Raw genomic sequence first — 23166 nt, 5'->3', positions numbered from 1 at the left:
TCTCCTCTTATTCTCTATTATCAATACTGGTTAGAATAGCGATTTTTTCCTTCAAATAAGCATCTTCTGGATACTTGTTCAGTATTTCATCGAAAATCTGGCTACGCACCACATAGTCAGAATACATATGTAGCTTCATCTCGTAGTCTTCCAGTAATTTTTCTGTTCGTTTAATGTTATCATAGACCGCCTGACGGCTAACTTGAAATTCCTCAGCAATCTCAGCCAAACTATAATCATCTGCATAATATAGCTCAATGTAGTTCATTTGCTTGTCTGTTAGCAAGGCTGCATAGAATTCAAATAAGGCATTCATTCGGTTGGTTTTTTCAATTTCCATAAACTTTATTATATCAAAAATTCCATATTTTATAAATAAGAAAATCCGTCATCACTAGAAAGATTACGGATTTTAAAAATGTTTAACATAATTATTTTTATGTTAATTGTTTTCTAAATAGAATTCGAAACGTTCCCCAACATACTGACTATTTACAAATTCAAATGCTTGACCATCCTCGAGATAAGATACCTGTTTCAGTGCGAGAATAGCCTGGTTTTTAGAAATTTGTAAATATTGAGCCACTTTTTCGTTGGCTAAACGCGCAAAAATGGTTTGTTTGCTCGTTCCAATTCGATAACCATTGTCCATAAGTGTTTTAAAGAAATGGTTGGTAACATCTTCTTTGGGGACATTTTTTATCAAGCGTTCAGGAATGCTGGCAACCTCATACACGACGGGAACATTATCTGCATAGCGGACCCGCTCCATTCGAATAACATACTCGCCACGGGATAAACCTAATTGTTCAACTTCTTTTTCATTAGGTTTGGTTCGTGTATAGGACAATAATTTGCTGCTTGGCGTCTTTCCTTGGAGTTGTACTAATTCAGTAAAGGAAGTCGTGCCTCGCATCTTTTCTTGAACCCGTGTACTGGCGACATAAGTACCGGAACCAATCTTGCGTTGTAGAATACCTTCTTCCACTAAAAGTGTGATTCCTTGACGGAGCGTCATACGAGAAACACCAAATTCATCTGCTAAATCGCGTTCACTTGGTAAACGTTGACCAATTTTCCAGATTCCGTTATCGATTTGTTCCTTAATTTTATCGTGAATTGTGATATATGCTGCTTTCATTTATCTAGCCTTTCTCTTCTTTCTAGTTTACCAAAAATAAAGGCGTTTGGCTAATTCAGGCCACATTCTATTGGTAAAATTCTCCTAGGCAAACAATGAAGTCAGATTACCTAAAATAAAGTGAGTAAAAACAATAAAAATACGAACACTAACATTTTTATTATCACTCATAGTTTGCAAAACAGATATTTAACTAATAAAATTTGGAAAATGTTCGCTTTTATGTTAAAATAACTACTAGTATTTGAATTTTTTTCAAAACGAAAGGGAAAAACATGACAAAACAAGATGTCCAAAAAATTATTGTATTGGATTATGGTAGCCAGTACAACCAACTTATTTCACGTCGAATTCGTGAATTTGGTGTCTTTTCAGAATTGAAAAACCATAAAATTACAGCTGAGGAAGTCCGTGCTATCAATCCAATTGGTATCGTTCTTTCAGGTGGACCAAACTCTGTCTACGCAGAAAATGCCTTTGATATTGATCCAGAAATCTTTGAATTGGGTATTCCTATCTTAGGAATTTGCTATGGTATGCAGTTAATTACCCATAAATTGGGTGGTAAGGTTGTTCCTGCTGGTGAGGCTGGAAATCGTGAATATGGTCAATCAAATCTTCAACTGAAGACTGAATCAGCGCTTTTTGCTGGAACACCAGAAGAACAGCTTGTACTCATGAGCCACGGGGATGCTGTAACTGAAATTCCTGCTGATTTCCACCTGGTTGGTCTGTCTGCTGACTGTCCTTACGCTGCTATTGAAAACACGGAACGCCGTATCTACGGTATCCAGTTCCACCCAGAAGTTCGTCATTCCGTATATGGAAACGATATTTTGAAAAACTTTGCGTTTGGTATCTGTGGAGCCAAGGGCGACTGGACAATGGAAAACTTCATCGAAACAGAAATTGAAAAAATCCGCCAGACTGTTGGGGACAAGAAAGTCTTGCTCGGTTTATCAGGCGGTGTGGATTCGTCTGTTGTTGGTGTGCTTCTTCAACGTGCTATTGGTGACCAATTGACCTGTATCTTCGTTGACCACGGTCTTCTTCGTAAGAATGAAGGCGATCAGGTTATGGAAATGTTGGGCGGTAAATTTGGCCTCAATATTATTCGCGTCGATGCTGCTAAGCGTTTCTTAGACCTACTTGCTGGCGTATCTGACCCTGAGAAGAAACGTAAAATCATCGGTAATGAATTTGTTTACGTATTTGACGATGAAGCGAGCAAGTTGACTGATGTTGAATTCCTAGCGCAAGGAACACTTTATACCGATATTATCGAGTCAGGAACGGATACTGCTGAGACAATCAAATCTCACCACAACGTTGGTGGTCTGCCAGAAGATATGCAGTTCAAGTTGATTGAACCGCTCAATACTCTCTTTAAGGATGAAGTTCGTGCCCTCGGTACTGCTCTTGGTATGCCGGATGAAGTTGTATGGCGCCAACCATTCCCAGGACCAGGCCTTGCCATTCGTGTCATGGGTGAAATCACTGAGGAAAAACTTCAAACTGTTCGTGAATCTGACGCTATCTTGCGTGAGGAAATTGCAAAAGCGGGTCTTGACCGCGATGTGTGGCAATATTTCACGGTTAATACTGGCGTTCGCTCCGTAGGTGTTATGGGAGACGGTCGTACCTACGACTACACCATCGCCATCCGTGCTATCACTTCTGTCGATGGAATGACAGCTGACTTTGCCAAACTACCATGGGATGTTCTTCAAAAAATCTCTGTCCGTATCGTAAACGAAGTCGACCACGTCAACCGCATCGTCTATGATATAACAAGTAAACCACCAGCAACAGTTGAGTGGGAGTAAATTAGTCCAGTGGACTAATTTACCCGATGCCCAAAAATGAAAGAGCATCGTTGTCTGGGGATAGACTGTTTTACCCGACGCCTAAAAATAAAAAAGCGTCGCTGATCTGGGAAATCAATTAACCAGACGCTCCAAAATAGGAAAGGGTCTTATAAAAAAACAATCAAAGGGTAGTTTAGTGCTACTACTTCGATTGTTTTTTTGTTTTCTAGCTTAAAGCTCTAACTAGTACCGTTTTGGAGGGGATACAAAATGCGATGTAATGATGTCATCCAGTTGTTCAGCAATATTTGCAAACTGCAGGTTTAAGTCTAAATTTTTGACACTAATCCGGTTTCCATGCATTTGGTAGACCTGATTAGGTTGAATATCTATATCGGTTTTAGCGTATAGAAGCATTCCTGCTACTGTATCGTTTGTATCTGACAGGCGATAAGCCTGATTTTTCACATAGGTAAAAATTTGGTATAGATTATTTGAATGGAGTGTGCGCTTATCAAAGCGAATCTGTGTGTTACTAGAATAATATTTAGCATCAATAATCAATATAGTATCTTTATATTTGAGGTAAATATCACTCTGCATGATGGGGAGCATTTCTCCAAAACCATCATCTAGTGCCCAAGGTATCTGAGAGGCGGTAACCTGTATTTGGGGATAATGCTTTTTATAATATCCAAGAATGAACTTCTCATATAGCAAGGATTCCCTTCGCTCATCAAGAAAATTCATCAATTTCTTATTCCCCTCCCTCTCTGTATGAATTAATCCATTCACCACCAAATAGCAGATTGACATTAGTAATTGATACGATTGATTGTTTCGATTATATTGTAAATTCCAATTGATTGAGTGCAGATTAATTTTCGAGACTTCTCCAAAGAAAACTAAGAGTTTTCTCAATTTCTTTTTCCTGTCCCTGCTTATATCAGCTTTTAGCAGTATCTCAATGCTTGCTTTGATAATGCGATTCATTGTACTGTCAAGAGAAAAATCATCGTATTGGCAAACAAGTTGCTTTCTACGCCAATTCGGAGGCGTTAAAGATTCAGCGATATGTATTTTACCTTTAAGTGCCGAGAGTGACTCGGTTTGAGAACGATACTCTCGACCAAGTCCTCTTTTCACCTGTATCGAGAGGCTGATTATCATTATTTCCGCCAGTAGATCTGCAGCATTTTTAAATTCTTCAGTAGCAATCCGTTTATATTCCTGCTTATGAAGGATTTTGAATGCGTAGGATAGCATATAGTAGATATTTTGGACAGGTATCACTGGATGGTACTCCTTAACTTGCTACTCCAATCATGAATTTTTGTCGGTTCATCAAACCAATATTCTTTCAAGAGGGGAATCAGTTCATATTCAACAATGGCTTCTAGCAAACCTTGGTCCAGTACTTCTGCCGATAAACCGCAGAAGTAACTATGCCCAATACAGAAGCTATCTCCCAGTACTTCCTCTGTTGAAATGGCCTGATTTAGCTTTTCTACACAGGAAATGAGTCTATCGAATTTTTCGTTTTTCAGATTTGTTTGATAATCTTTGAATCCCACAGTTGAAAAACCTGGCTTGATGTCAAAGAAGGCAAAGCGTCGTCTCAGTGCATAATCAAGTAGGGCTAAACTCCTATCTGCGGTATTCATCATGCCGATGATATATAGATTTTCTGGAATTGAGAATTGCTCATCCGAGTAGAGGAGCTGTAAAGACTTGCCTCGTTTGTCATTTTCTATCAGCATAAACAATTCACCAAAAATTTTGCTCAAATTTCCCCTGTTTATTTCATCAATAATAAAGAAATAATCATGACTCTTGTCAGACTCTGCTTTTTTACAGAAGGTATAGAATGCCCCTCTTCTCAGCTCAAAGCCACTTGTCGAAGGCCTAAAGCCCATGATGAAGTCCTCGTAGGAATAGCTTTGGTGAAACTGAATTGTCATGACCCTTTCTAAATCTGGTTTCCCCATTAATGAAAATGCTAGGCGTTCTGCAATAAATGTCTTTCCAACTCCTGGCGCTCCTTGTAAGATGATATTCTTTTTCATTTGGAGTATGGTGGTTAATTGATCATACTCTTCTTCTGTCATATAGACTTCTGATAGGAAGTGATTTTTCGTATAGCTATCTTCTACTACCTCTTCACTACCTATCTCGTTTCCAGTATCAGTTTCATCAGCCAGTGGAGAAATTGCTCTAGCACTTCTTTCCTTCTCTTCTTGATTGATCTGTTTAGAGTATTTCCAAGCCATGGATGATAATTCTTTAAAATCTTTCAGTTTGCTCTCTGCACTGTTTAAATATTGAAGTATGGAATCTGAAATATAAGAATACTCGTCGGCAGAAATTTTTGACTTCATCTTTGGCAATTTTTGGACAATGTCAGTTGGAATCTCCCCAGACTCATACACATACGCTTCATTTTGCCTATCTAAGTTCAAGAAAAAGTCAGGAGCAATCCAATACAAGGCCATCGTAATCTTGCTGTTACCATTTCCTTTCTTGTTTATAGCCAAATCAAAATAGTGTGAAAATTTTTCTTTCTTCTCAGCCGTAGGCTCCTTGCTATAGGTCAAAGCAGCAATGAAAAGTTCCCATAAGTCATCAATATCTTTCTCATCACGATCTCCGATGAAGTAATAGAAAGTCGCATTCTGATTATTCAGTACTGGTATGCTTTCAAAAGAGGATGGGATTTCCGCTTGGAGGTGGAATAATTCTGCTATAGCTGTCAGAATTTTGATGCGATTCTTCTCTTTTATTTGCTTATTGAAGAGTCCAAATATCGTAAAAGGATCAATATCTATCAGTTGATTGTCCTTTTCTAACGTGGGCATATGTATTTTTGTTTTGGTATAGATAGCTTTTACTTTCTCAACCAGTTCTGCTCTATTATCTTTATAGTCTACTAATTTCCAAGCAAATTCCTTATAAAAGTTTACCCAATTGAATTGATTTTGTTCATCCATAGTATCCTCCAACGGTGTTGTATCTACACCTATTAAATTATGAGTTCGAATTTACCTATATTTTATCATTAAACATTCCTGTCGTAAACTTAGAATTTATATACTTGTGTAACCGTTTAATGCGGTACCTCAAAATAGTTGCTTTTGATATTTTTATATGATAATATGTGAATGAAAACGTTTTAGAAAGGTATGATGGCTGTGCTGAAATACTCGAAAGTGCTGTTACTTGTCTTGCTTATTGCCACTGGACTATCTTGTATCGGAATCTACTGGCTCGAAAAAGAGCAAAATAGACTATTAAATGAGCAGTGGCATCCCTTGAACATACGCATTATTAATGATCTAGGAACAAAAATTGATGCTATTGGTGGTCCGCAAAATCCGCGTATCATTGGATTCTTTCAGCAAGATGACACTACTGCTATCAGCCAGCGGATTGGTACAGCTTCTGAGGAGGAACTGAAAATAGCTAAACCTGACAATCTATTCCAGAAAGAGTGGATTGTTCTCTATCCTCAAACGCGCAGCAGTCCCTTTGAAAATACTTCTGCCTATGCAGTAATGAAAACCAGTATCAAGGCTGACTGGCTCCATGTGACTACTTCGTCAGAGACGGAATTAGATATTTTTTATGAGAAGGCAGATGAAAGCTTGCTGACCTTGGAAGACTTGGTGCAAGACAAGGAGAGTTTTCGTACTAAACTAAAAACAATCCTAGTTTCAGCTAAAAATGAGGCTGAAATTCAAGTTCAAAAAGATATTTTAGAAATGTTCGAGAGTGATGATTGGTCTGCTATTCCCTTTGCTTACACTGAAAAATCTCTGATATTGGAGAAAGCTGTCATTTCAATTTCTGCATTTGTAGATAGTCTAAATCCCTACTATTTTTCAGAACAAACCCTTGCAGATTTGCGTTTATCAGAAGAATCGCGCCAGGCTTTAGAAGATTCGGTAGATAAGACAATTATCACCTATCCTTGAATAAACGGTGGGAGTGGGAAAGTCGTCATGGATGTCTTTCCCGGCTTCTTTATATTTTTGTTTAACAAATTAAACATTTTTGTGGATTTGAAAAATATTTTTTGTTATACTTGTGTTATGAAAACATCAACACTTGGAAAGTTACTAGAATTACCAAATTTTCACCACTTCTACACCGTTCCAATTAGAGAAAATACGGAGTCTTCTGGAAATTATATAATTGTTTTTGAACAGGACAAGCAACCTGTATTTGTTGATTTGAAAAATGAGACTGGTCACACTTGTGAGGTACGCTTTGCTAGTCATTTTGACAGCGCCGGTCTTTTGGTCGGATTAGGAGCCATTCCTATCAATTATTGGCCTACCTGCCAGATTCTTGGTGTGAAGAAAAATAATAATCGACGAGGACTTAGTCTATCTAGTCTGATGGATGGTTATGGACGTTTACCTATTTTTAAGGAAATGGCAGAGCGTTATAGAGCGCGTGGACAATCAACCATTTATGACCCCTACCGTTATTCATATACTATTGATGAAAAGAAGGTTATTAAGGATAATCAATTAACCCTTATTCCAAAGAAAGAATACGAAAAGATAAAAGATTTCCATCCTTTTTTGCAAACAAAGCATGGAAATGTTTATGCAGTTCCTTGTTTCTATCAAGACAGAAAACGAAATCAGATTACTAAAATCTATATTATGGGCTGGTACTTTTATGAGAAGCAATTAAAAATATCTTGGAAACCTTCTCATTCTCGTAAAAGCCGCTGGCGTTCTTCTCTTGTTTCAGTTGATAAATTATCTGACCGCTTCTTCTTTCAAGGAGAATTGTATAAAAAAGGAACCTATCCAGTGTTCCTGGAAGATCTCACAATAAAAAATAAGGCCTACCAACATCGCCTAGATAGGGAGTTTGCAGCCTTTTTAAGCATTATTGAAGAACAAAAACGGAGAGCACAGCTCCGTGTTAAGTAGAAAATGGTTAGGTTGGTAAATTACCGACCTAACCATTCTTACGATTATCTTTTAGTTTTACAACGACTCGAAACTGGCGATCAGGATGATTTTCTGTATTGGACATCTGAATACGTGCCTCTAGAATATCGCCGTGTCCAAAATAGATTAACCGGCTGATTAGTGAGTTTTTATCCGATGGGATATATCCTAACTTTGTGCCCTGATAAAAGATTGCTACAGCTTCTGAGTCATGTGGGTTTGAAGGTTCTCCGACTAGCTGAACAGGTGTTCCTGGCTTGAGTTGGTCGATTACATCTAGTCCATCATAGTAGGCAAAGGCTGCCAAATGAAAATCTTGCACATTGCGTGTTGGTTCAAATGATGTGAATGTCATGGTCTAACCTCCTAGAGAATCATTATGGTTGATAAACAATTTGATAATCTGCATTGATAATAACACCGTTTTGGTAAATAGTGTAACGGGCATTATCATCGCCTTCCAAAATATTATAAGGAATAGATTCGGTGCGCGTGTAGTTACCTTCAATGACGCGCCAATTGTTTTCGCCTAAAATTGAGTTGGCATAATCAATCGTTTTTGGTCCACTATCCAACTGGACGCCTGTTTCAGTATTTTTTAATGGGTCTATACCGCTAGTGGCTGAATTGGTCAAGCGATAATAGACATCTACCACGTCTGCTGTTGTTTCTTGGCTTATTACAATCATTCTATCGCGCGTAGAGTCAGTAGTGTCTGTCTCAGTTGTATTTGCTTGTGTTCCTTTGGGAATCATTAATAGTGTTACATCGCCAATCGTTGTGTCTACATAGCCTGTTTCAAAAATTCCGTCAGTTATTTTTCCGCGGCCAAGTAAGGACTGGCTATCTGCTACTAATCCTTTGCTATTGAAGACTAGTGAATTTCCTTGGCTATTTTGCCAGGTGCCTAGTATACTATCGTAATTGCCTTGCATTAGAGCATCTATATCCATAGAACTAAGAGAAATCTCACGTTGGATTGTTGATGACGTGCTTGTATTGGCATTAGAAACCTGGGTATCAGCAGTTGAGGTACTTGCAGAACTGCCCTTCTTTTCAGTTTGACAGGCAGAAAGCGACATGATAGTGAGCAAGCCAAGAGCGAGTGCTAAATATTTTCTTTTCATTCTAGCTATCTCCCCTCTAATCTCTATGAATAGTAAAGCCAGTTGCCTGTTTGGTTGCCATAATGGTCATATCAGAAATCTGCACGTGTGCAGGTTGATTTGCAACAAATAGAGTACAGCTGGCAATATCATTTGCTTGAAGAGCATCAATTCCTTGATAGACTGTCGCTGCTCTCTCTTTATCTCCATGAAAACGGACTTGGCTAAAATCAGTCTCAACGATACCGGGTTGTAACGTAGTTACCTTGATATTTTTATCAATCGTGTCAATACGGATCCCGTCTGAAAGCACCTTGACAGCTGATTTGGTTGCAGCATAGACAGCAGCTCCTGCATAGGCGTAAATACCGGCCGTTGAGCCAATATTGATAATATGACCCTCATTATTTTCAACCATTTGTGGCAATAACTGACGTGTCACAGTTAGTAATCCTTTAATATTGGTATCAATCATTGTCATCATGTCAGTCAAATCATAGTCTTGGAATTTGTCCAATCCCAATGCCAGGCCAGCATTGTTTACCAAAATATGAATTTGTCCAACTTCTTCTAAGATTTTTTGACAATTTACAATCGTTTGTTCCATATTCGTAATATCAAATGAATGAACTGATACCTGAACATGGTATTGCTTTTCAATATCTTGCTTAATTTCTTCTAGTTTGTCCAATCTTCGTCCTGTAATGATGATATTATCACTATTAGCAGCAAACACATAAGCGATTGCTTTGCCAATACCACTACTTGCGCCTGTAATCAATACATTTCGTTTCATCACTCTGTCTCCTATTCTCTTTATTATACTACAATTTTACCTAGTTTGTAAAAATGCTGTAGTTAAAAACTCATCAGATTTCCGATGAGTTTGATAGGTATTAAAATAAATTAATGAGGCGCATCAGGTGCATATTAAAACGAACCTGTCTAGCATAGTAGATATTTCCACCATTTACATATAACTTCCCACCATTTAGCAAAGCCAAGGGATGAAAATAGGTATATGTTTCTTCTGTAGTATTCCCTAAGCTTGGTGCTACTACTGTTCTGGAGTATTCTTTAGCTAAAGAGAGTGTATGTTCTCCACCATGCTCAGCAATATAGTCGATGTAGGCTGGACCGAAATTATATGCCTGAACTGCTGTCCAAACCTCTACTCCTTTTTCCTCAGCCAACCGTAGGTTTTCTGTTAGGTAGATAATTCCTTGCCTGATACTCTCTCTACTATCCGTGATAGTGTTAGCATAGCCAGTAGCGGACTCACTTGATTGCATGACATCTGCTTCTTGTCCTTTGGTTTCTGTGTAAATCATTGCTAGGACTAGTTCTTCATTAGTTGGTGTGTCGTTTTCTGCCAATACTTCTTGTACCATAGTTTGATAGGTCATCACTTGCTTGACTGCACTGTAGGTTTGATAGAATTTGTAACCGAGAAAAATCAGCAAAAGAAGTATCAGCGTACGTATCAGTTTTTTCATTTACTTGCTCTTTATGTCTTCAATATTTTTGATAAGAATAGAATAGGTTCCGTTGTCATTTTGAATAAACTCAACCGATTCTGCATCCTCATAGATTGCATTTGGCACAATCAACTCAATTCCGTTTGATAAAGATAGCTTCTGATTTTCAAATTTCTTAAGTTGACGGCTACTATCAATTTCATCGAAGGAAATCTTATCAGGTATGACCTCTTTCAGTTGATCGACGAAATTTAAACGAGCGGTCAGGTTGTTATCGAATAACTGATCAGCCAATTTTTCGGGTGAAAGCTCATTATCTTCTTCCAAATTGTTAAAAATAGCTGACTTGACTTTCGATTGAAATTGAAAATCGCCTTGATGGAAATTGTCAGCAATCTTCTGTGCAGTTTGCTCTACTGCTTTGATTGATTTTTTTGCAGAAATAGCTGGTGTAACTTGCAGAAGATTATCTGAGAAATAATTGAGGAAGGCTCCATTGTGTTTGATTCTTTTCTCAATCAAATGATACTTCCGCGTTTGAAGATTGACAATCAAGGCTTCATCAGGTGCTGAACCTGCTCCAGGTAAATTATTCTGGGTGATTTTTAAAGGACTTCCGCTTTCCAGACCAACGTGGGTGAGATTTTCACGCAGTGAGATTCTCAAAAAGGCAAAATGTTCCACACCATTTCGTTCAAACTCTATGAAAATGAGGTCATTGGTTTTTAAATTCTCAGAAATTGAAAATTCTTCTTTCCATAGATTAGCAATCTTGACAGAGTTGGTCAGTAGGTCACTATCTAAATAGTCAAGAAAAGGATTGTCGGGGTTAAATTGTCCTGTTTTTGCTTCATCAGAAAAGACACGTTCAATCTTTTTACGCAAATATTCTTCTATTTTTGGGCTAACAGTCAAAAGCTGGTCGGCAAGGACCAGCTCTGTATCATCAGGACTAAATTGATGTATGATGGCTTTTTTTACAAATATATCCATTATAAACCTTCGTAAAGTGGGAATTGATCTGTCAAAGCACGCACTTCTTGACGGACTTCCTCAAGAGCAGTTTCATTTTCTGCATTTTCAAGTGCTTTGATAGTTAGTTGTGCAACCTTGCGAGCTTCCTCTACTCCAAAACCGCGAGCAGTAATGGCCGCAGAGCCAATACGGATACCGCTTGTTTTGAATGGTGAGAGTTTTTCGTAAGGAATTGAGTTTTTATTGAGAGTAATATTTACTTCATCCAAGAGATGCTGAGCAACTTTACCATTTTCAACAACTTTGGTCACATCAACGAGGAAGAGATGGTTGTCTGTTCCTCCTGTGATGACTTTAAAGTTAGGGTTTGCAAGGAAGACTTCGGCCATGGCCTTGCTGTTCTCAATCACTTTCTGAGCATAGTCTTTGAAAGCTGGGTCCAAAACTTCTTTGAAAGATACGGCTTTTGCAGCAATGACATGCTCTAATGGACCACCTTGGATGCCTGGGAAGATGGCTGAGTTGATTTTCTTGATGAGCTCTTCATCATTGGTCAAAATTAAACCACCACGTGGCCCACGAAGAGTTTTGTGAGTCGTAGTTGTTGTAATATGGGCATGTGGCACTGGGTTCGGATGAAGACCTGCTGCTACAAGACCAGCAATATGAGCCATATCCACCATCAGTTTGGCACCCACTGCATCTGCAATTTCGCGGAATTTAGCAAAGTCAATTGTACGTGCATAGGCTGAAGCACCTGCTACAATCAATTTTGGCTGTACTTCTTTTGCTTGTTTTAAAATTGCATCGTAATCAAGCAAGCCAGTTTCTTCGTCAACATTGTAAGCTACAAAGTTGTAAGTTTGTCCTGAGAAGCTAACTGATGCTCCGTGAGTCAAGTGACCACCTGCAGCTAAGTCCATTCCCATAACAGTGTCTCCTGGCTCAATCAAGGCCATGTAAGCAGCACAGTTGGCTTGGCTACCTGAGTGTGGCTGAACGTTAGCAAATTTTGCACCGAATATTTCTTTAGCACGTTCAATAGCTAAACTTTCAACTACGTCAACGCATTCCGTACCGCCATAGTAACGACGACCTGGGTAGCCTTCTGCGTATTTATTGGTCAAAATAGAACCTTGAGCTGCCATAACAGCTTTAGAAACAACGTTTTCAGACGCAATCAATTCGATATTATTTTGTTGGCGTTTTTCTTCAGCTTGGATAGCTTCCCAAACTTCTTTATCAAATTCTTTGTAGTTAACTTTGTCAAAAATCATATACGGTACTCCTTTGTATTGGGCTAAATGTGCTTGATAAAACGCTTCTGCATTTTATCGGAGTGATAGCCATTCTTTTCGTAGAAAAGATGGGCTTGGAGACGACTTTCAGCAGAATTGAGGCGAATAAAATGGTAGCCCTCTTTCTGTGCAATTTGCTCAACGGCTTTCAGCAGGCTTGCTCCAATCCCTTGTCCTTGATGATCAGGCAAAACAGCTAGTCCGAGAATATTGAGGCCTGTATCCGAATAGAGACTTTCATAGACTTGTGCGTGAATGTAGCCTTGCACTGCGCCGCTTATGTCATCTATATAGACCAACAAGATATGCCCCAATGTGCTCGTGCATCTAAAAAACTGTCGCTCAGTTTGTTCCAATGAACAATCATACCCTAAGGATTGAGCATTGATTTCTCGGATGACTACCAAGTCACCTTTCTCAATGGGACGAATCATAAAACTACCTCAAATTCTATTTCGGGAATGGCTTTCTGAATCTCTTCGCGGCTGATAGCACCTTGGCGCAAAATCCGCGCTTTCTGTCCAGAAAGGTCCAAAATCGTTGAATCAATGCCTGTCAGAGCTTGGTCATCCTCAATGCCAGGCAAATCAACTGAAAATTGTGCCTGGATGTCCGAAAACTTCTTGCCACTTTCGTTTCCTGAAATATTGGCGGACGGTCCAATAAGTGGGCCAGCCTCTGAAATCAAACGTAAGGTTTGTTCGTGATTGGGAAGACGAAATCCAACAGTATCCAGTCCAGAATTAACCCAAAAAGGAACTTTTTCGTTCGCTTTCAGGATAATCGTTAGTGGTCCTGGCATAAATCTATTATACAGTTTCTCCAGAAAAAAGGGTGTATTTTGACTGAAAAAATAAATATCGTTCAGATTTGAGACATTTAAATTCATTGCCTTGTCCCTCGGACGCTGTTTCAACTGATAGACACGATTGACTGCATCTTCATTCAAGGCTTGGGCAAAAAGCCCATAGACTGTTTCAGTTGGAAGGATAACAGCACCACCATTTTCAAGAATTGTTTGGAGTTTATCCATTGTCATCCGCTACGACCTTTCTATCCTGTCCAAATTGGTCTTTGAGGACTCTAATTCGCTTTTTGGGGAAATGCAGAGCGAGTAAGTCGGTTAGATTTTGCCCTTGCTTGTAGCCAATTTCAAAGTAGAGTTTTCCATTTTCCTTCAAAAATGCCCCTACTTGCTCCGCAATTTGTCTATAGATAGCCATGCCATCTTCTTCCGCAAATAAGGCAAGATGAGGCTCAGAAGTCAATACATTGAGTCCAATTTCGTCTGTGTCATCTGGTGAGATATAGGGCGGATTAGAAACAATGATGTCAAATTGCCCTGTCACAGCTTGAAAGACATCCGATTCTAGAAAGTGAACAGAGACTTGGTTGGTTCTTGCATTTTCCTGAGCCACTGCTAGGGCATCCTTTGAAATGTCAAGCGCTACCACTTCCCAATCAGGTCTAGCTTTTGCAAGGGAAATAGCTATGGCACCGCTTCCTGTACCGATGTCTAAGATACGCAAACTTGCTCCGCTATTTTCCTGCAAAATCAAATCAACTAATTCTTCCGTTTCAGGTCTTGGAATCAAGACTCGCTCATCCACCGCAAACTCCAAGCCATGAAAATCAGCCTTGCCGATAATGTACTGGGCGGGTCGGTGCTGGGAAAGTTGCTGAAAAATCGCATCAATCTCTTCTTTGTCAGCCGGTGTGACTTCCTGACGGAGCAGGAGGAGAAATTCCGTAAAGTTCAATCCCTTTAAGCCACGAAAGGTGAAGGACAGGGATTCTGCCTCTTCACCGATTGCGACTAATTGTTCTTCGTATGCTGCAAATAATTGAGCGTAATTCATTATTTGTTAAGCTCTTCTAGTTTTTGCGTTTGATCGTAGAGAACAAGGGCATCTACGACTTCGTCCATCTTACCTGACAAGATAGTATCCAGCTTTTGCAAGGTTAAGCCGATACGGTGGTCTGTCACACGGTTTTGTGGGAAGTTGTATGTACGGATGCGCTCTGAACGATCACCTGTACCGATAGTTGATTTACGCTCAGCATCCTGCTCATCCTGGGCAATCTGTGCAAAGTGATCCGCAACACGGGCACGGATAATCTTCATGGCCTTTTCACGGTTTTTCTGCTGAGTACGCTCTTCCTGCATTTCCACCTTGATGTTGGTTGGCAAGTGAACGATACGCACGGCAGTCGCAACCTTGTTGACGTTCTGTCCACCAGCACCAGAAGCGTGGTAAATATCGACACGAAGATCTTTTGGATCGATGTCATATTCCACTTCTTCAACTTCTGGCATGATTAGAACGGTTGCTGTTGAGGTGTGGACACGACCTTGGCTTTCTGTCACAGGGACACGTTGAACACGGTGAGCTCCTGATTCATACTTGAGTTTTGAATAAACGGATTGACCAGAGACCATGGCAACAACTTCTTTGATACCGCCGACACCATTATAAGAAGCCTCCATGACTTCAAAACGCCAGCCTTGACCTTCTGCATACTTTTGGTACATGGTCAAGAGGTCGCCTGCAAAGAGGGCAGCTTCATCACCACCTGCGGCACCACGGATTTCCAAGATGATGTTTTTATCATCATTAGGGTCTTTTGGTAAAAGAAGGATTTTCAGCTTTTCTTCGTAAGCTTCTTTATCAGCCTTAGCTTGTTTGAGTTCTTCCTTAGCCATTTCCTCCAAGTCAGCATCACCAGAAGATTCTTTAATCATCTCTTCTGCATCGACAATGTTTTGAAGTACAGTCTTATATTCGCGGTAGGCTGTTACTGTATCACGAGTTGCAGCTTCTTCCTTAGACAACTCCATAAAACGCTTGGTATCGCTGACTACATCAGGGTCAGACAACAATTCACCAAGTTCCTCGTAGCGGTCTTCCACCGCCTGTAATTGATCATAGATGTTCATAATTTTAAGATATTAAGGGCGTTAAACGAACAAAGCAAAAATAGGAGTTTTGACGAAGGACGAAAGCGTCCTAGGAAAAACTATCTTTTTTGCACAGTTCGTAGCCCGTATTCAATTCCTTTCTGTAATATGTAGGTCGTGAAACAGGCACAGTTCGTAGCCCGTATTCAATTCCTTTCTAAATATTTGACCGAACACACTTCTAGTTAGCTTGTAGGGCGTGTTCAATTCCATTAAGATACAAAGCCCGTTAAGCAAGCACAGTCAAAATAGGAATTTTGACCAAGTGTTACAAACACTTGGAGAAATTATCTTTTTGACACAGCTTGTAGGGCGTGTTCAATTCCTTTGCCGTAGTATGTAAGTCATGAAAATTGGCACAGAGTCATAGGCAAATTCAGTTCTATACAGATGCTCAGTTTACAGTCGCTTCTCATTTCATTTTCAAAAATTAGGGTAATTCTTTAATTTCTGGTGAAAAATAATGTTTGCGACAGACAGGAATGTAGGTTTCATTGCCACCAATTTGGATTTGTTCTCCTTCATAAGTAGGTTTTCCATCCTGTGTTCTCAAAACCATTGTCGCTTTTTTAGAACAATATTGGCAGATTGTTTTGATTTCATCTAATTTATCAGCCAATAAGAGCAAATGTTGGGAACCTTCAAATAGTTCATTTCGGAAATCATTTTTAAGACCGAAAGCCATAACGGGTACATCTAATTCATCGACTACGCGAGCAAGTGCGTAGACATGATGACGTCGAAGAAATTGTGCTTCATCAATGAGAACACAGTAAGGACGCGGTTCCATTTTTTCAATAAAACCAAAGATATCCATATCATCGTCAATCGCCACTGCATCTCTTCTCATGCCTATACGACTGGATACAACACCAAAGGCATCACGAGTATCAAGTGCAGATGTCATGATAACAACAGGTTTTCCTTGTTCTTCATAGTTGTGGGCAACCTTCAAAATCTCAATGGTTTTTCCTGAGTTCATTGTCCCATATTTATAATATAATTGAGCCACTTTTCTCTTTCCAATCTTAAATTTTCACTCCTTCCATTCTATCATAAATTGACCATTTAGGAAATAGAAAAACAAGCCCGTTTTGAGCTTGTTTGATATTAAAACCATGGTAAAGAGAGAAATTCTCCAATACATTGGAAAATGATTTTAGCTGCCGTTGGTTTCCACTTGTAGAGCATAACACAACCATATATCAGGCTGTAAAAAGAAAATGCAAGAAACAATGGTCCTTCCCAGATACTCTTGGCAAAAACAGTTGCTACTAGATACAAACATAATCCAGCGAGTAGGAACGATAAAATCATACGGTATTTATAGGCCATGAGTAATCCCTCCTTATAAGAGCAGTATAGCATGCAATGTAAACGTTGTTAATGTTTTTTCTTACTCGCACCCAACTCCATCTCCATCACGGTCTAAATGACTACCGTAACCTGGTTCTCCACGATAGATAGGTGCAGCTCCTGCTTGTCTAACTGCCTTACAATTTGGATAATATGTGTTTTGAGATGGTGTAGCAGCAAATTGCTGAACTTGGCTCTGTGCTTCTGCCATTTTTTGCGCTTCGGCGGCGAGACGTTCTTCCTCCTCTTTACGTGCTTTCTCAGCAATAGCTTTTTCAGCATTCCAATATTTGATAATGACTTTGCTATCTTTTTTGATGACCTTATCGTTCATCTCGTTAAAAGATTTTCCGTCAATCTCGACCGCAATGATTTGTCCGTTTTTAGCAATTTCATTGGTCTCTGTTGCTACTTCAGATACTTGAGAAAAACCACCGTCGGTAAACAATTTTTTAGTATCTGTAGCTGTTTTCGTTGAAATGGATGATGGCAGTTCAGCGAAGCTAGAGAAATCGTAGTAGGTAATTACAATGGGGGTTGATTTTTTGCTGATAATCTCCTGTTTGGTGGGCAATTGAATCTCTGCACCACCTAGACTAATTTTTTGAATTTTTTCGTGCTTTGCTTTATCCTTGTCTGCAACAGCAGTCCACTTTATGTCTGTAAATCCTGCTGATTTTAGTTGTTTTTCGAGCTCTGGTTTTGTTTTAGCCTCTGCTAGATTTTCTGGTAGTTTGATGTTATCTTTGCTAACGTCAAAATAGGTTAATGTGACAGGGAGACTAGTAGAGTAAAAATGATTGGATTGATAGGTGTGATTTCCGATTTGAAGGCGATCAATTTTATCTTTTTTGTCCGCATTGCCTTCTTCTACTAGCAGAACAGGAGTTAGTTCGACTTGCTTAAAACCTGAATCTTTCAGCTCTTTCTCGACATCTGCTAAATTTTTAGAAGCTGGTAGGTTGAATTCAACGGCATCTTTTTTGGGAACATGGTAGGAGATTGTAATTGAGATGTTTTTTAAAGCACGTCCTTCCTTCCAATCTTCTCCGTCAACAGAGACGAGTTCGACAAGATTGCTTTCACCTATTTTTCCAAATTCTAAATCACTAAGTTCCACCCCCTGAATATTTTTAAAACCTGCTTCCTGAAGATGTTTTACGACTGTTACATACTGTTGTCCATAAAGGTCATCTTTTTTTGGAAGCTCAGCAGTCATTAATTGTGAACCGATAAATGTTGTAAGTAGGATGCCACCAGTTATTCCTGCTGTTTTCCGATTAAGAAACTTTCTAGATTTTTTAATTGACGTTTCGCTAACTATCTGAGTTGCTTTTTTCTTAAACATAAATCATTCTCCTTATTGTTTGTTGTGATATTATTATAACAAAATATAAATATATTTTGCAATATCTTATGAAAATATCCTTGGAGAATCATAAAAACTATGGTACAATAAACGAAAAATAAAGGAGGAAATATATGCCATTTGTACGTATTGATTTGTTTGAAGGACGCACAGAAGAACAAAAGATTGCCTTAGCACGTGAAGTTACCGAAGTTGTATCTCGTAATACTAATGCGCCCAAAGAAGCCATTCATGTCTTCATCAATGATATGCCTGAAGGGACTTACTACCCACAAGGTGAAATGAAACGAAAATAAGAGAAAACACTCTTGCAAGAAAATGCAGGAGTGTTTCTTTGTATCAAGTTTATTTCTTATCGTCTTCATCCATGCTGAGAACGCTGAGGAAGGCTTCTTGTGGGACTTCGACAGATCCGATGGCCTTCATCCGTTTTTTACCAGCTTTTTGCTTTTCTAGGAGTTTGCGTTTACGGGAAACGTCACCACCATAACACTTGGCCAAAACGTTCTTCCGAAGAGCCTTGATGTCGCTACGGGCAACAATTTTCTGACCGATAGCTGCTTGTATTGGTACTTCAAACTGTTGACGCGGAATGATTTTCTTGAGTTTGTCCACGATAATTTTCCCACGTTCGTAGGCAAATTCCTTGTGGACGATAAAGCTGAGGGCATCGACCTTATCGCCATTGAGGAGAATATCCATTTTCACCAACTTGGATGAACGGTATTCAGAAATCTCATAGTCGAAGCTGGCATAACCACGAGTGGATGACTTAAGTTTGTCAAAGAAGTCAAAAACAATCTCCGCAAGTGGAATTTGGTAGATGACATTGACACGATTATCATCGATGTAATCCATAGTCACAAAGTCACCGCGTTTGCGTTGGGCCAATTCCATGACTGCACCGACGTATTCCTGTGGTACCATGATTTGTGCCTTAACGTAAGGCTCTTCGATAGTGGCGATCTTGGTTGGGTCTGGGAATTCGGATGGGTTGGCTACATCAATCATTTCACCGTCCGTCATGTTGACATGGTAGACAACCGACGGTGCTGTCATGATGAGGTCAATGTTAAACTCACGCTCAATCCGTTCCTGAATAACATCCATGTGCAGGAGACCTAAGAAGCCACAACGGAAACCAAAGCCGAGGGCCTGCGATGTTTCTGGCTCAAACTGTAAGCTGGCATCGTTGAGTTGGAGCTTTTCCAAGGCTTCACGGAGGTCATTGTACTTGTTGGAATCGATTGGATAGATACCTGCAAAGACCATTGGATTCATCTGCTTGTAGCCCGCTAGTGGCTCGCTGGCAGGATTTTCTGCCAAGGTCACTGTATCACCGACACGGGTATCTGCAACTGTCTTGATGGAGGCTGCAATGTAACCAACATCACCAGTCGCCAAGTAATCACGACCGATTGCTTTGGGTGTGAAAATCCCCACTTCCGTCACATCGAAAGTCTTACCATTGCTCATCATCTGAATGGTATCACCAGGTTTTACCACACCATTGACGATACGAACTTGCAGGATAACGCCTCGATACGGATCGTAAACCGAGTCAAAAATCAAGGCTTGCAATGGAGCTTCGACATCACCAGTCGGTGCTGGAACCTTCTCCACGATCTGCTCCAAGATTTCCTCGATACCAATACCTGCCTTGGCTGATGTTGGCACTGCTTCAGAAGCATCCAAACCAATCACATCTTCGATTTCCTGACGGACACGTTCTGGGTCTGCTGCTGGTAGGTCAATCTTGTTAATGATTGGCAAGATTTCCAAATCATTGTCCAAGGCTAGGTAAACGTTAGCCAAGGTCTGTGCTTCAATCCCTTGAGCCGCATCCACCACTAAAATAGCCCCCTCACAGGCCGCAAGAGAACGCGATACTTCATAGGTAAAGTCAACGTGTCCTGGTGTGTCAATCAAGTGGAAAATGTATGTCTCTCCATCTTTAGCTGTATAGTTGAGTTCGATTGCGTTGAGTTTAATTGTGATGCCACGCTCGCGTTCCAAGTCCATACTATCTAGCAACTGGGCTTGCATTTCACGGCTGGAAACTGTTTCTGTCTTCTCAAGAATACGGTCAGCCAAGGTTGATTTACCATGGTCTATGTGAGCAATAATGGAGAAATTACGAATTTTCTCCTGTCGTTTTTTCAAATCTTCTAAATTCATGTTTCTTCCTCTACAAGGGTATTACACCTCATTATATCAGATTTAGTGATAATTTTCCATAAGAAAAACACCTAGAAAACTAGGTGTCTGCTCTGCTATTTTCCCAGCCAAAGACCGATCTCGCGTTCGGCTGCTTCTGCACTATCTGAGCCATGAACGACATTTGCCACAATTCCCTCAACGGGCGCTGTCGCAAAATCTCCACGAATAGTCCCAGGTAGGGCGTTTACTGGATTGGTAGCTCCCATCATATCTCGCCAAGATTTGATAATTTCTGGGCCTTCTATAATGCCAGCTATCATCGGCCCGCTCGTCATATATTGTACTAATTGCGGGAAGAAAGTTTTATCTGTCAAATGATCATAATGTTGACTGATTAGCTCTTCTGTCGCTGTAACCATTTTTAAATCTCGGATTTGAAATCCCCTGCGTTCGATACGTGAAAGAATTTGTCCTGCAAGTCCACGCTTAAGAGCATCTGGTTTGATGATGAAGAAAGTACGTTCCATGATTTTTCTCCTGGACTGTTTATTAGATGTTACTTAAGATAGCATCCCATGCCTGATCGTATCCGTGACGAGTCTCAGAAGAAAAGATAACGAATTGATCATTTTTATCAAAATCCAATTTCTTTTTAATCATCGATTCGTGCTTATTCCACTTTCCTCGTGGGATTTTATCAGCCTTCGTTGCCACAATAATAACAGGAATTTCATAATATTTCAAGAAATCATACATTTGAACATCATCTGCTGATGGCTCATGACGCATGTCTACTAAACTCACCACAACACGTAGATTTTCTCGTGTCGTCAAATACTCTTCAATCATTTTGCCCCATTTAGCACGCTCAATCTTGGAAACCTTGGCATAGCCATAACCGGGCACATCGACAAAACGAATCTTATCATCAATATTGTAAAAGTTTAACTGCTGGGTCTTTCCTGGTTTTCCCGAAGTACGAGCTAGATTTTTTCTTCCCAAAAGGGTATTGATAAAGGAAGATTTTCCAACATTTGACCGACCAGCTAGGGCGATTTCAGGAATATCATCTTCTGGATATTGGGCCTTTGAAACTGCACTTAGCAGAATTTCAGCATTATGTGTATTGATTTCCATTGTTTACCTTTCATAAATAAGGGGAGAAAGCTCGTAGCTCACACCCCTCCTTGTACTTCTTTAAGCTGTTTCAAGCAATGGTTTTTCCTTGCCATCTACTGCTGCTTTTGTCACTCGCACACGTTTGACTTCATCTTGACCTGGAACTTCAAACATGACATCCAACATGGTTTCTTCGATAATGGAACGAAGTCCACGCGCTCCTGTTTTCCGCTCGATCGCCTTCTCAGCAATGGCCAACAAGGCATCCTCGTCAAAATCCAACTCTACATCATCGTAAGACAATAGCGTTTGGTATTGTTTAACCAGTGCATTCTTAGGCTCCGTCAAGATGCGAACCAAATCTTCTGTTGTTAACTGGTCTAAAGCTGCAAATACAGGCAAGCGACCAATCAACTCTGGAATGATACCAAATTTTTGAATATCATCAGCGATAATGTGTTGCATATATGAATCTTTTTCATCAATAGCACGGTTGTTTTGACCGAAACCGATGATTTTCTCACCTAGACGCTGTTTGACAATTTCCTCGATACCATCAAAAGCACCACCTACGATGAATAAAATGTTTTTGGTATCCACATGGATCATTTCTTGGTTAGGATGCTTGCGTCCGCCTTGTGGTGGCACGCTGGCAACTGTTCCCTCAATGATTTTCAAGAGAGCCTGTTGGACACCTTCACCCGAAACATCGCGGGTAATGGATACATTTTCACCTTTTTTGGCAATCTTATCAATTTCATCCACATAGATAATTCCTCTCTCAGCACGGTCAATGTTAAAATCCGCTGCCTGCAAGAGTTTAAGAAGGATATTTTCCACGTCTTCACCAACGTAACCAGCCTCAGTTAATGCTGTCGCATCTGCAATGGCGAATGGTACATTCAAACTTTTAGCCAAGGTTTGAGCCAAGAAGGTCTTACCAGAACCAGTTGGACCAATCATGAGGATATTTGATTTTTGCAAGTCGACATCGCTTTCATCACGGTTATCTTGGAAATTGATACGTTTGTAGTGGTTGTAAACAGCTACTGCCAAGGCACGTTTTGCACGATCTTGTCCAATAACATAATTGTTTAAAATATCGAGCAATTCCTGTGGCTTAGGTGTGTCAGCCAAGTCTGTCAACACTTCTTCTGCTAGTTCTTCACGAATAATTTCTTGAGCTAACTCCACACACTCATTACAAATGAAGACATTGTTTCCTGCAATAATTTTTTTAACTTCTTCTTGATTTTTTCCACAAAATGAGCAATAAATCAACTCATGGGTATGCTTAACAGCCATGTAATTCCTCTTTCATATCTCTTATCTAAATAAAAAGCCATAAATGGCATGAATGCTATTAACCAGATTGGTAAATGCATTCAACAAAAATAAAATAGCTAAACCAAATCGTTTCTTTCTAAAGG

At 39.8% G+C, this 23166-nt stretch carries 25 protein-coding genes; 4 read left to right on the top strand and 21 right to left on the bottom strand.

Features of this window, described 5'->3' with window-relative positions; genetic code table 11:
* Positions 1–7: 7 nt before the first annotated feature.
* Positions 8–340 carry a putative DNA-binding protein gene (locus ODU37_RS04070; RefSeq protein WP_002935001.1) on the bottom strand — a complete coding sequence of 111 codons (333 nt, stop codon included), beginning with the start codon at positions 338–340 and terminating at the stop codon, positions 8–10.
* Positions 341–442: 102 nt separating this feature from the next.
* Positions 443–1141, bottom strand: a complete 699-nt coding sequence (locus ODU37_RS04065) for a GntR family transcriptional regulator (protein ID WP_002943214.1) — start codon at positions 1139–1141, stop codon at positions 443–445.
* 275 nt (positions 1142–1416) lie between these two features.
* Here ODU37_RS04065 and guaA point away from each other — a divergent pair, with 275 nt between their 5' ends.
* The gene (guaA, locus tag ODU37_RS04060) at positions 1417–2967 is read left to right on the top strand and encodes a glutamine-hydrolyzing GMP synthase (RefSeq protein WP_002934999.1); all 1551 of its coding nucleotides are present in this window, start codon (positions 1417–1419) and stop codon (positions 2965–2967) included.
* Between the two features lie 225 nt (positions 2968–3192).
* Here the strand turns inward: guaA and mcrC are convergent, their stop codons facing one another.
* Positions 3193–4242: a 5-methylcytosine-specific restriction endonuclease system specificity protein McrC gene (gene mcrC / locus ODU37_RS04055; protein ID WP_105143466.1), complete on the bottom strand. Its 1050-nt coding sequence runs from the start codon at positions 4240–4242 to the stop codon at positions 3193–3195.
* Positions 4239–5936: an AAA family ATPase gene (locus ODU37_RS04050; RefSeq protein ID WP_249562396.1), complete on the bottom strand. Its 1698-nt coding sequence runs from the start codon at positions 5934–5936 to the stop codon at positions 4239–4241. Before ODU37_RS04050 ends, mcrC begins: the two co-directional genes overlap by 4 nt.
* A gap of 195 nt (positions 5937–6131) precedes the next feature.
* Here ODU37_RS04050 and ODU37_RS04045 point away from each other — a divergent pair, with 195 nt between their 5' ends.
* Positions 6132–6920 (top strand): hypothetical protein, encoded by a 789-nt coding sequence (locus ODU37_RS04045; RefSeq protein ID WP_238710372.1) that lies wholly within the window; start codon positions 6132–6134, stop codon positions 6918–6920.
* Positions 6921–6947: 27 nt separating this feature from the next.
* Complete coding sequence (locus ODU37_RS04040; RefSeq protein ID WP_172087121.1) at positions 6948–7895, top strand: hypothetical protein; 948 nt, start codon at positions 6948–6950, stop codon at positions 7893–7895.
* A gap of 28 nt (positions 7896–7923) precedes the next feature.
* On the opposite strand, the gene ODU37_RS04035 is transcribed toward ODU37_RS04040, so the two are convergent.
* From ODU37_RS04035 to ODU37_RS03975, 13 genes are all read right to left on the bottom strand, one after another.
* Positions 7924–8271: an HIRAN domain-containing protein gene (locus tag ODU37_RS04035; RefSeq protein WP_024378649.1), complete on the bottom strand. Its 348-nt coding sequence runs from the start codon at positions 8269–8271 to the stop codon at positions 7924–7926.
* 22 nt (positions 8272–8293) lie between these two features.
* Complete coding sequence (locus tag ODU37_RS04030) at positions 8294–9043, bottom strand: DUF6287 domain-containing protein (protein WP_024385210.1); 750 nt, start codon at positions 9041–9043, stop codon at positions 8294–8296.
* Between the two features lie 16 nt (positions 9044–9059).
* Positions 9060–9818 (bottom strand): SDR family NAD(P)-dependent oxidoreductase, encoded by a 759-nt coding sequence (locus ODU37_RS04025; RefSeq protein WP_044758525.1) that lies wholly within the window; start codon positions 9816–9818, stop codon positions 9060–9062.
* Positions 9819–9918: 100 nt separating this feature from the next.
* Entirely contained in the window at positions 9919–10518 is a 600-nt protein-coding gene (locus ODU37_RS04020) for a lysozyme family protein (protein ID WP_105105106.1), read from the bottom strand.
* Positions 10519–11493 carry a nucleoid-associated protein gene (locus ODU37_RS04015; protein ID WP_105105105.1) on the bottom strand — a complete coding sequence of 325 codons (975 nt, stop codon included), beginning with the start codon at positions 11491–11493 and terminating at the stop codon, positions 10519–10521.
* Positions 11493–12752 (bottom strand): serine hydroxymethyltransferase, encoded by a 1260-nt coding sequence (gene glyA / locus ODU37_RS04010; protein WP_014637944.1) that lies wholly within the window; start codon positions 12750–12752, stop codon positions 11493–11495. Before glyA ends, ODU37_RS04015 begins: the two co-directional genes overlap by 1 nt.
* Before the next feature lie 23 nt (positions 12753–12775).
* Positions 12776–13207 (bottom strand): GNAT family N-acetyltransferase, encoded by a 432-nt coding sequence (locus tag ODU37_RS04005; protein ID WP_029752302.1) that lies wholly within the window; start codon positions 13205–13207, stop codon positions 12776–12778.
* Positions 13204–13806 carry an L-threonylcarbamoyladenylate synthase gene (locus tag ODU37_RS04000; RefSeq protein ID WP_238710413.1) on the bottom strand — a complete coding sequence of 201 codons (603 nt, stop codon included), beginning with the start codon at positions 13804–13806 and terminating at the stop codon, positions 13204–13206. The genes ODU37_RS04005 and ODU37_RS04000 overlap by 4 nt, the downstream gene beginning before the upstream one ends.
* Positions 13799–14632: a peptide chain release factor N(5)-glutamine methyltransferase gene (prmC, locus tag ODU37_RS03995; RefSeq protein WP_238710370.1), complete on the bottom strand. Its 834-nt coding sequence runs from the start codon at positions 14630–14632 to the stop codon at positions 13799–13801. Before prmC ends, ODU37_RS04000 begins: the two co-directional genes overlap by 8 nt.
* Complete coding sequence (prfA, locus tag ODU37_RS03990; RefSeq protein WP_015646857.1) at positions 14632–15711, bottom strand: peptide chain release factor 1; 1080 nt, start codon at positions 15709–15711, stop codon at positions 14632–14634. Before prfA ends, prmC begins: the two co-directional genes overlap by 1 nt.
* Before the next feature lie 451 nt (positions 15712–16162).
* Positions 16163–16744 carry a thymidine kinase gene (locus ODU37_RS03985; protein WP_002934983.1) on the bottom strand — a complete coding sequence of 194 codons (582 nt, stop codon included), beginning with the start codon at positions 16742–16744 and terminating at the stop codon, positions 16163–16165.
* Positions 16745–16842: 98 nt separating this feature from the next.
* Positions 16843–17067 (bottom strand): hypothetical protein, encoded by a 225-nt coding sequence (locus ODU37_RS03980; protein ID WP_249562394.1) that lies wholly within the window; start codon positions 17065–17067, stop codon positions 16843–16845.
* Positions 17068–17128: 61 nt separating this feature from the next.
* Positions 17129–18436, bottom strand: coding sequence for an excalibur calcium-binding domain-containing protein (locus ODU37_RS03975; protein ID WP_398580423.1), 1308 nt, complete (start codon positions 18434–18436; stop codon positions 17129–17131).
* 134 nt (positions 18437–18570) lie between these two features.
* Here ODU37_RS03975 and ODU37_RS03970 point away from each other — a divergent pair, with 134 nt between their 5' ends.
* Positions 18571–18753, top strand: a complete 183-nt coding sequence (locus tag ODU37_RS03970; protein WP_002934978.1) for a 4-oxalocrotonate tautomerase — start codon at positions 18571–18573, stop codon at positions 18751–18753.
* 49 nt (positions 18754–18802) lie between these two features.
* On the opposite strand, the gene lepA is transcribed toward ODU37_RS03970, so the two are convergent.
* The 4 genes from lepA to clpX form a co-directional block, all read right to left on the bottom strand.
* Positions 18803–20635, bottom strand: coding sequence for a translation elongation factor 4 (gene lepA / locus ODU37_RS03965; protein WP_002943192.1), 1833 nt, complete (start codon positions 20633–20635; stop codon positions 18803–18805).
* Between the two features lie 95 nt (positions 20636–20730).
* Positions 20731–21144 (bottom strand): nucleoside-diphosphate kinase, encoded by a 414-nt coding sequence (gene ndk, locus ODU37_RS03960; RefSeq protein ID WP_015646859.1) that lies wholly within the window; start codon positions 21142–21144, stop codon positions 20731–20733.
* Positions 21145–21166: 22 nt separating this feature from the next.
* Complete coding sequence (yihA, locus tag ODU37_RS03955; protein WP_398580422.1) at positions 21167–21754, bottom strand: ribosome biogenesis GTP-binding protein YihA/YsxC; 588 nt, start codon at positions 21752–21754, stop codon at positions 21167–21169.
* 60 nt (positions 21755–21814) lie between these two features.
* Entirely contained in the window at positions 21815–23041 is a 1227-nt protein-coding gene (clpX, locus tag ODU37_RS03950) for an ATP-dependent Clp protease ATP-binding subunit ClpX (protein WP_398580421.1), read from the bottom strand.
* Positions 23042–23166 lie beyond the last annotated feature (125 nt).

The organism is Streptococcus sp. 2021WUSS109, assembly GCF_044427305.1.
GTDB classification, from domain to species: Bacteria; Bacillota; Bacilli; order Lactobacillales; family Streptococcaceae; genus Streptococcus; species Streptococcus suis.
This window is presented reverse-complemented; position numbering and strand designations above follow the sequence as displayed.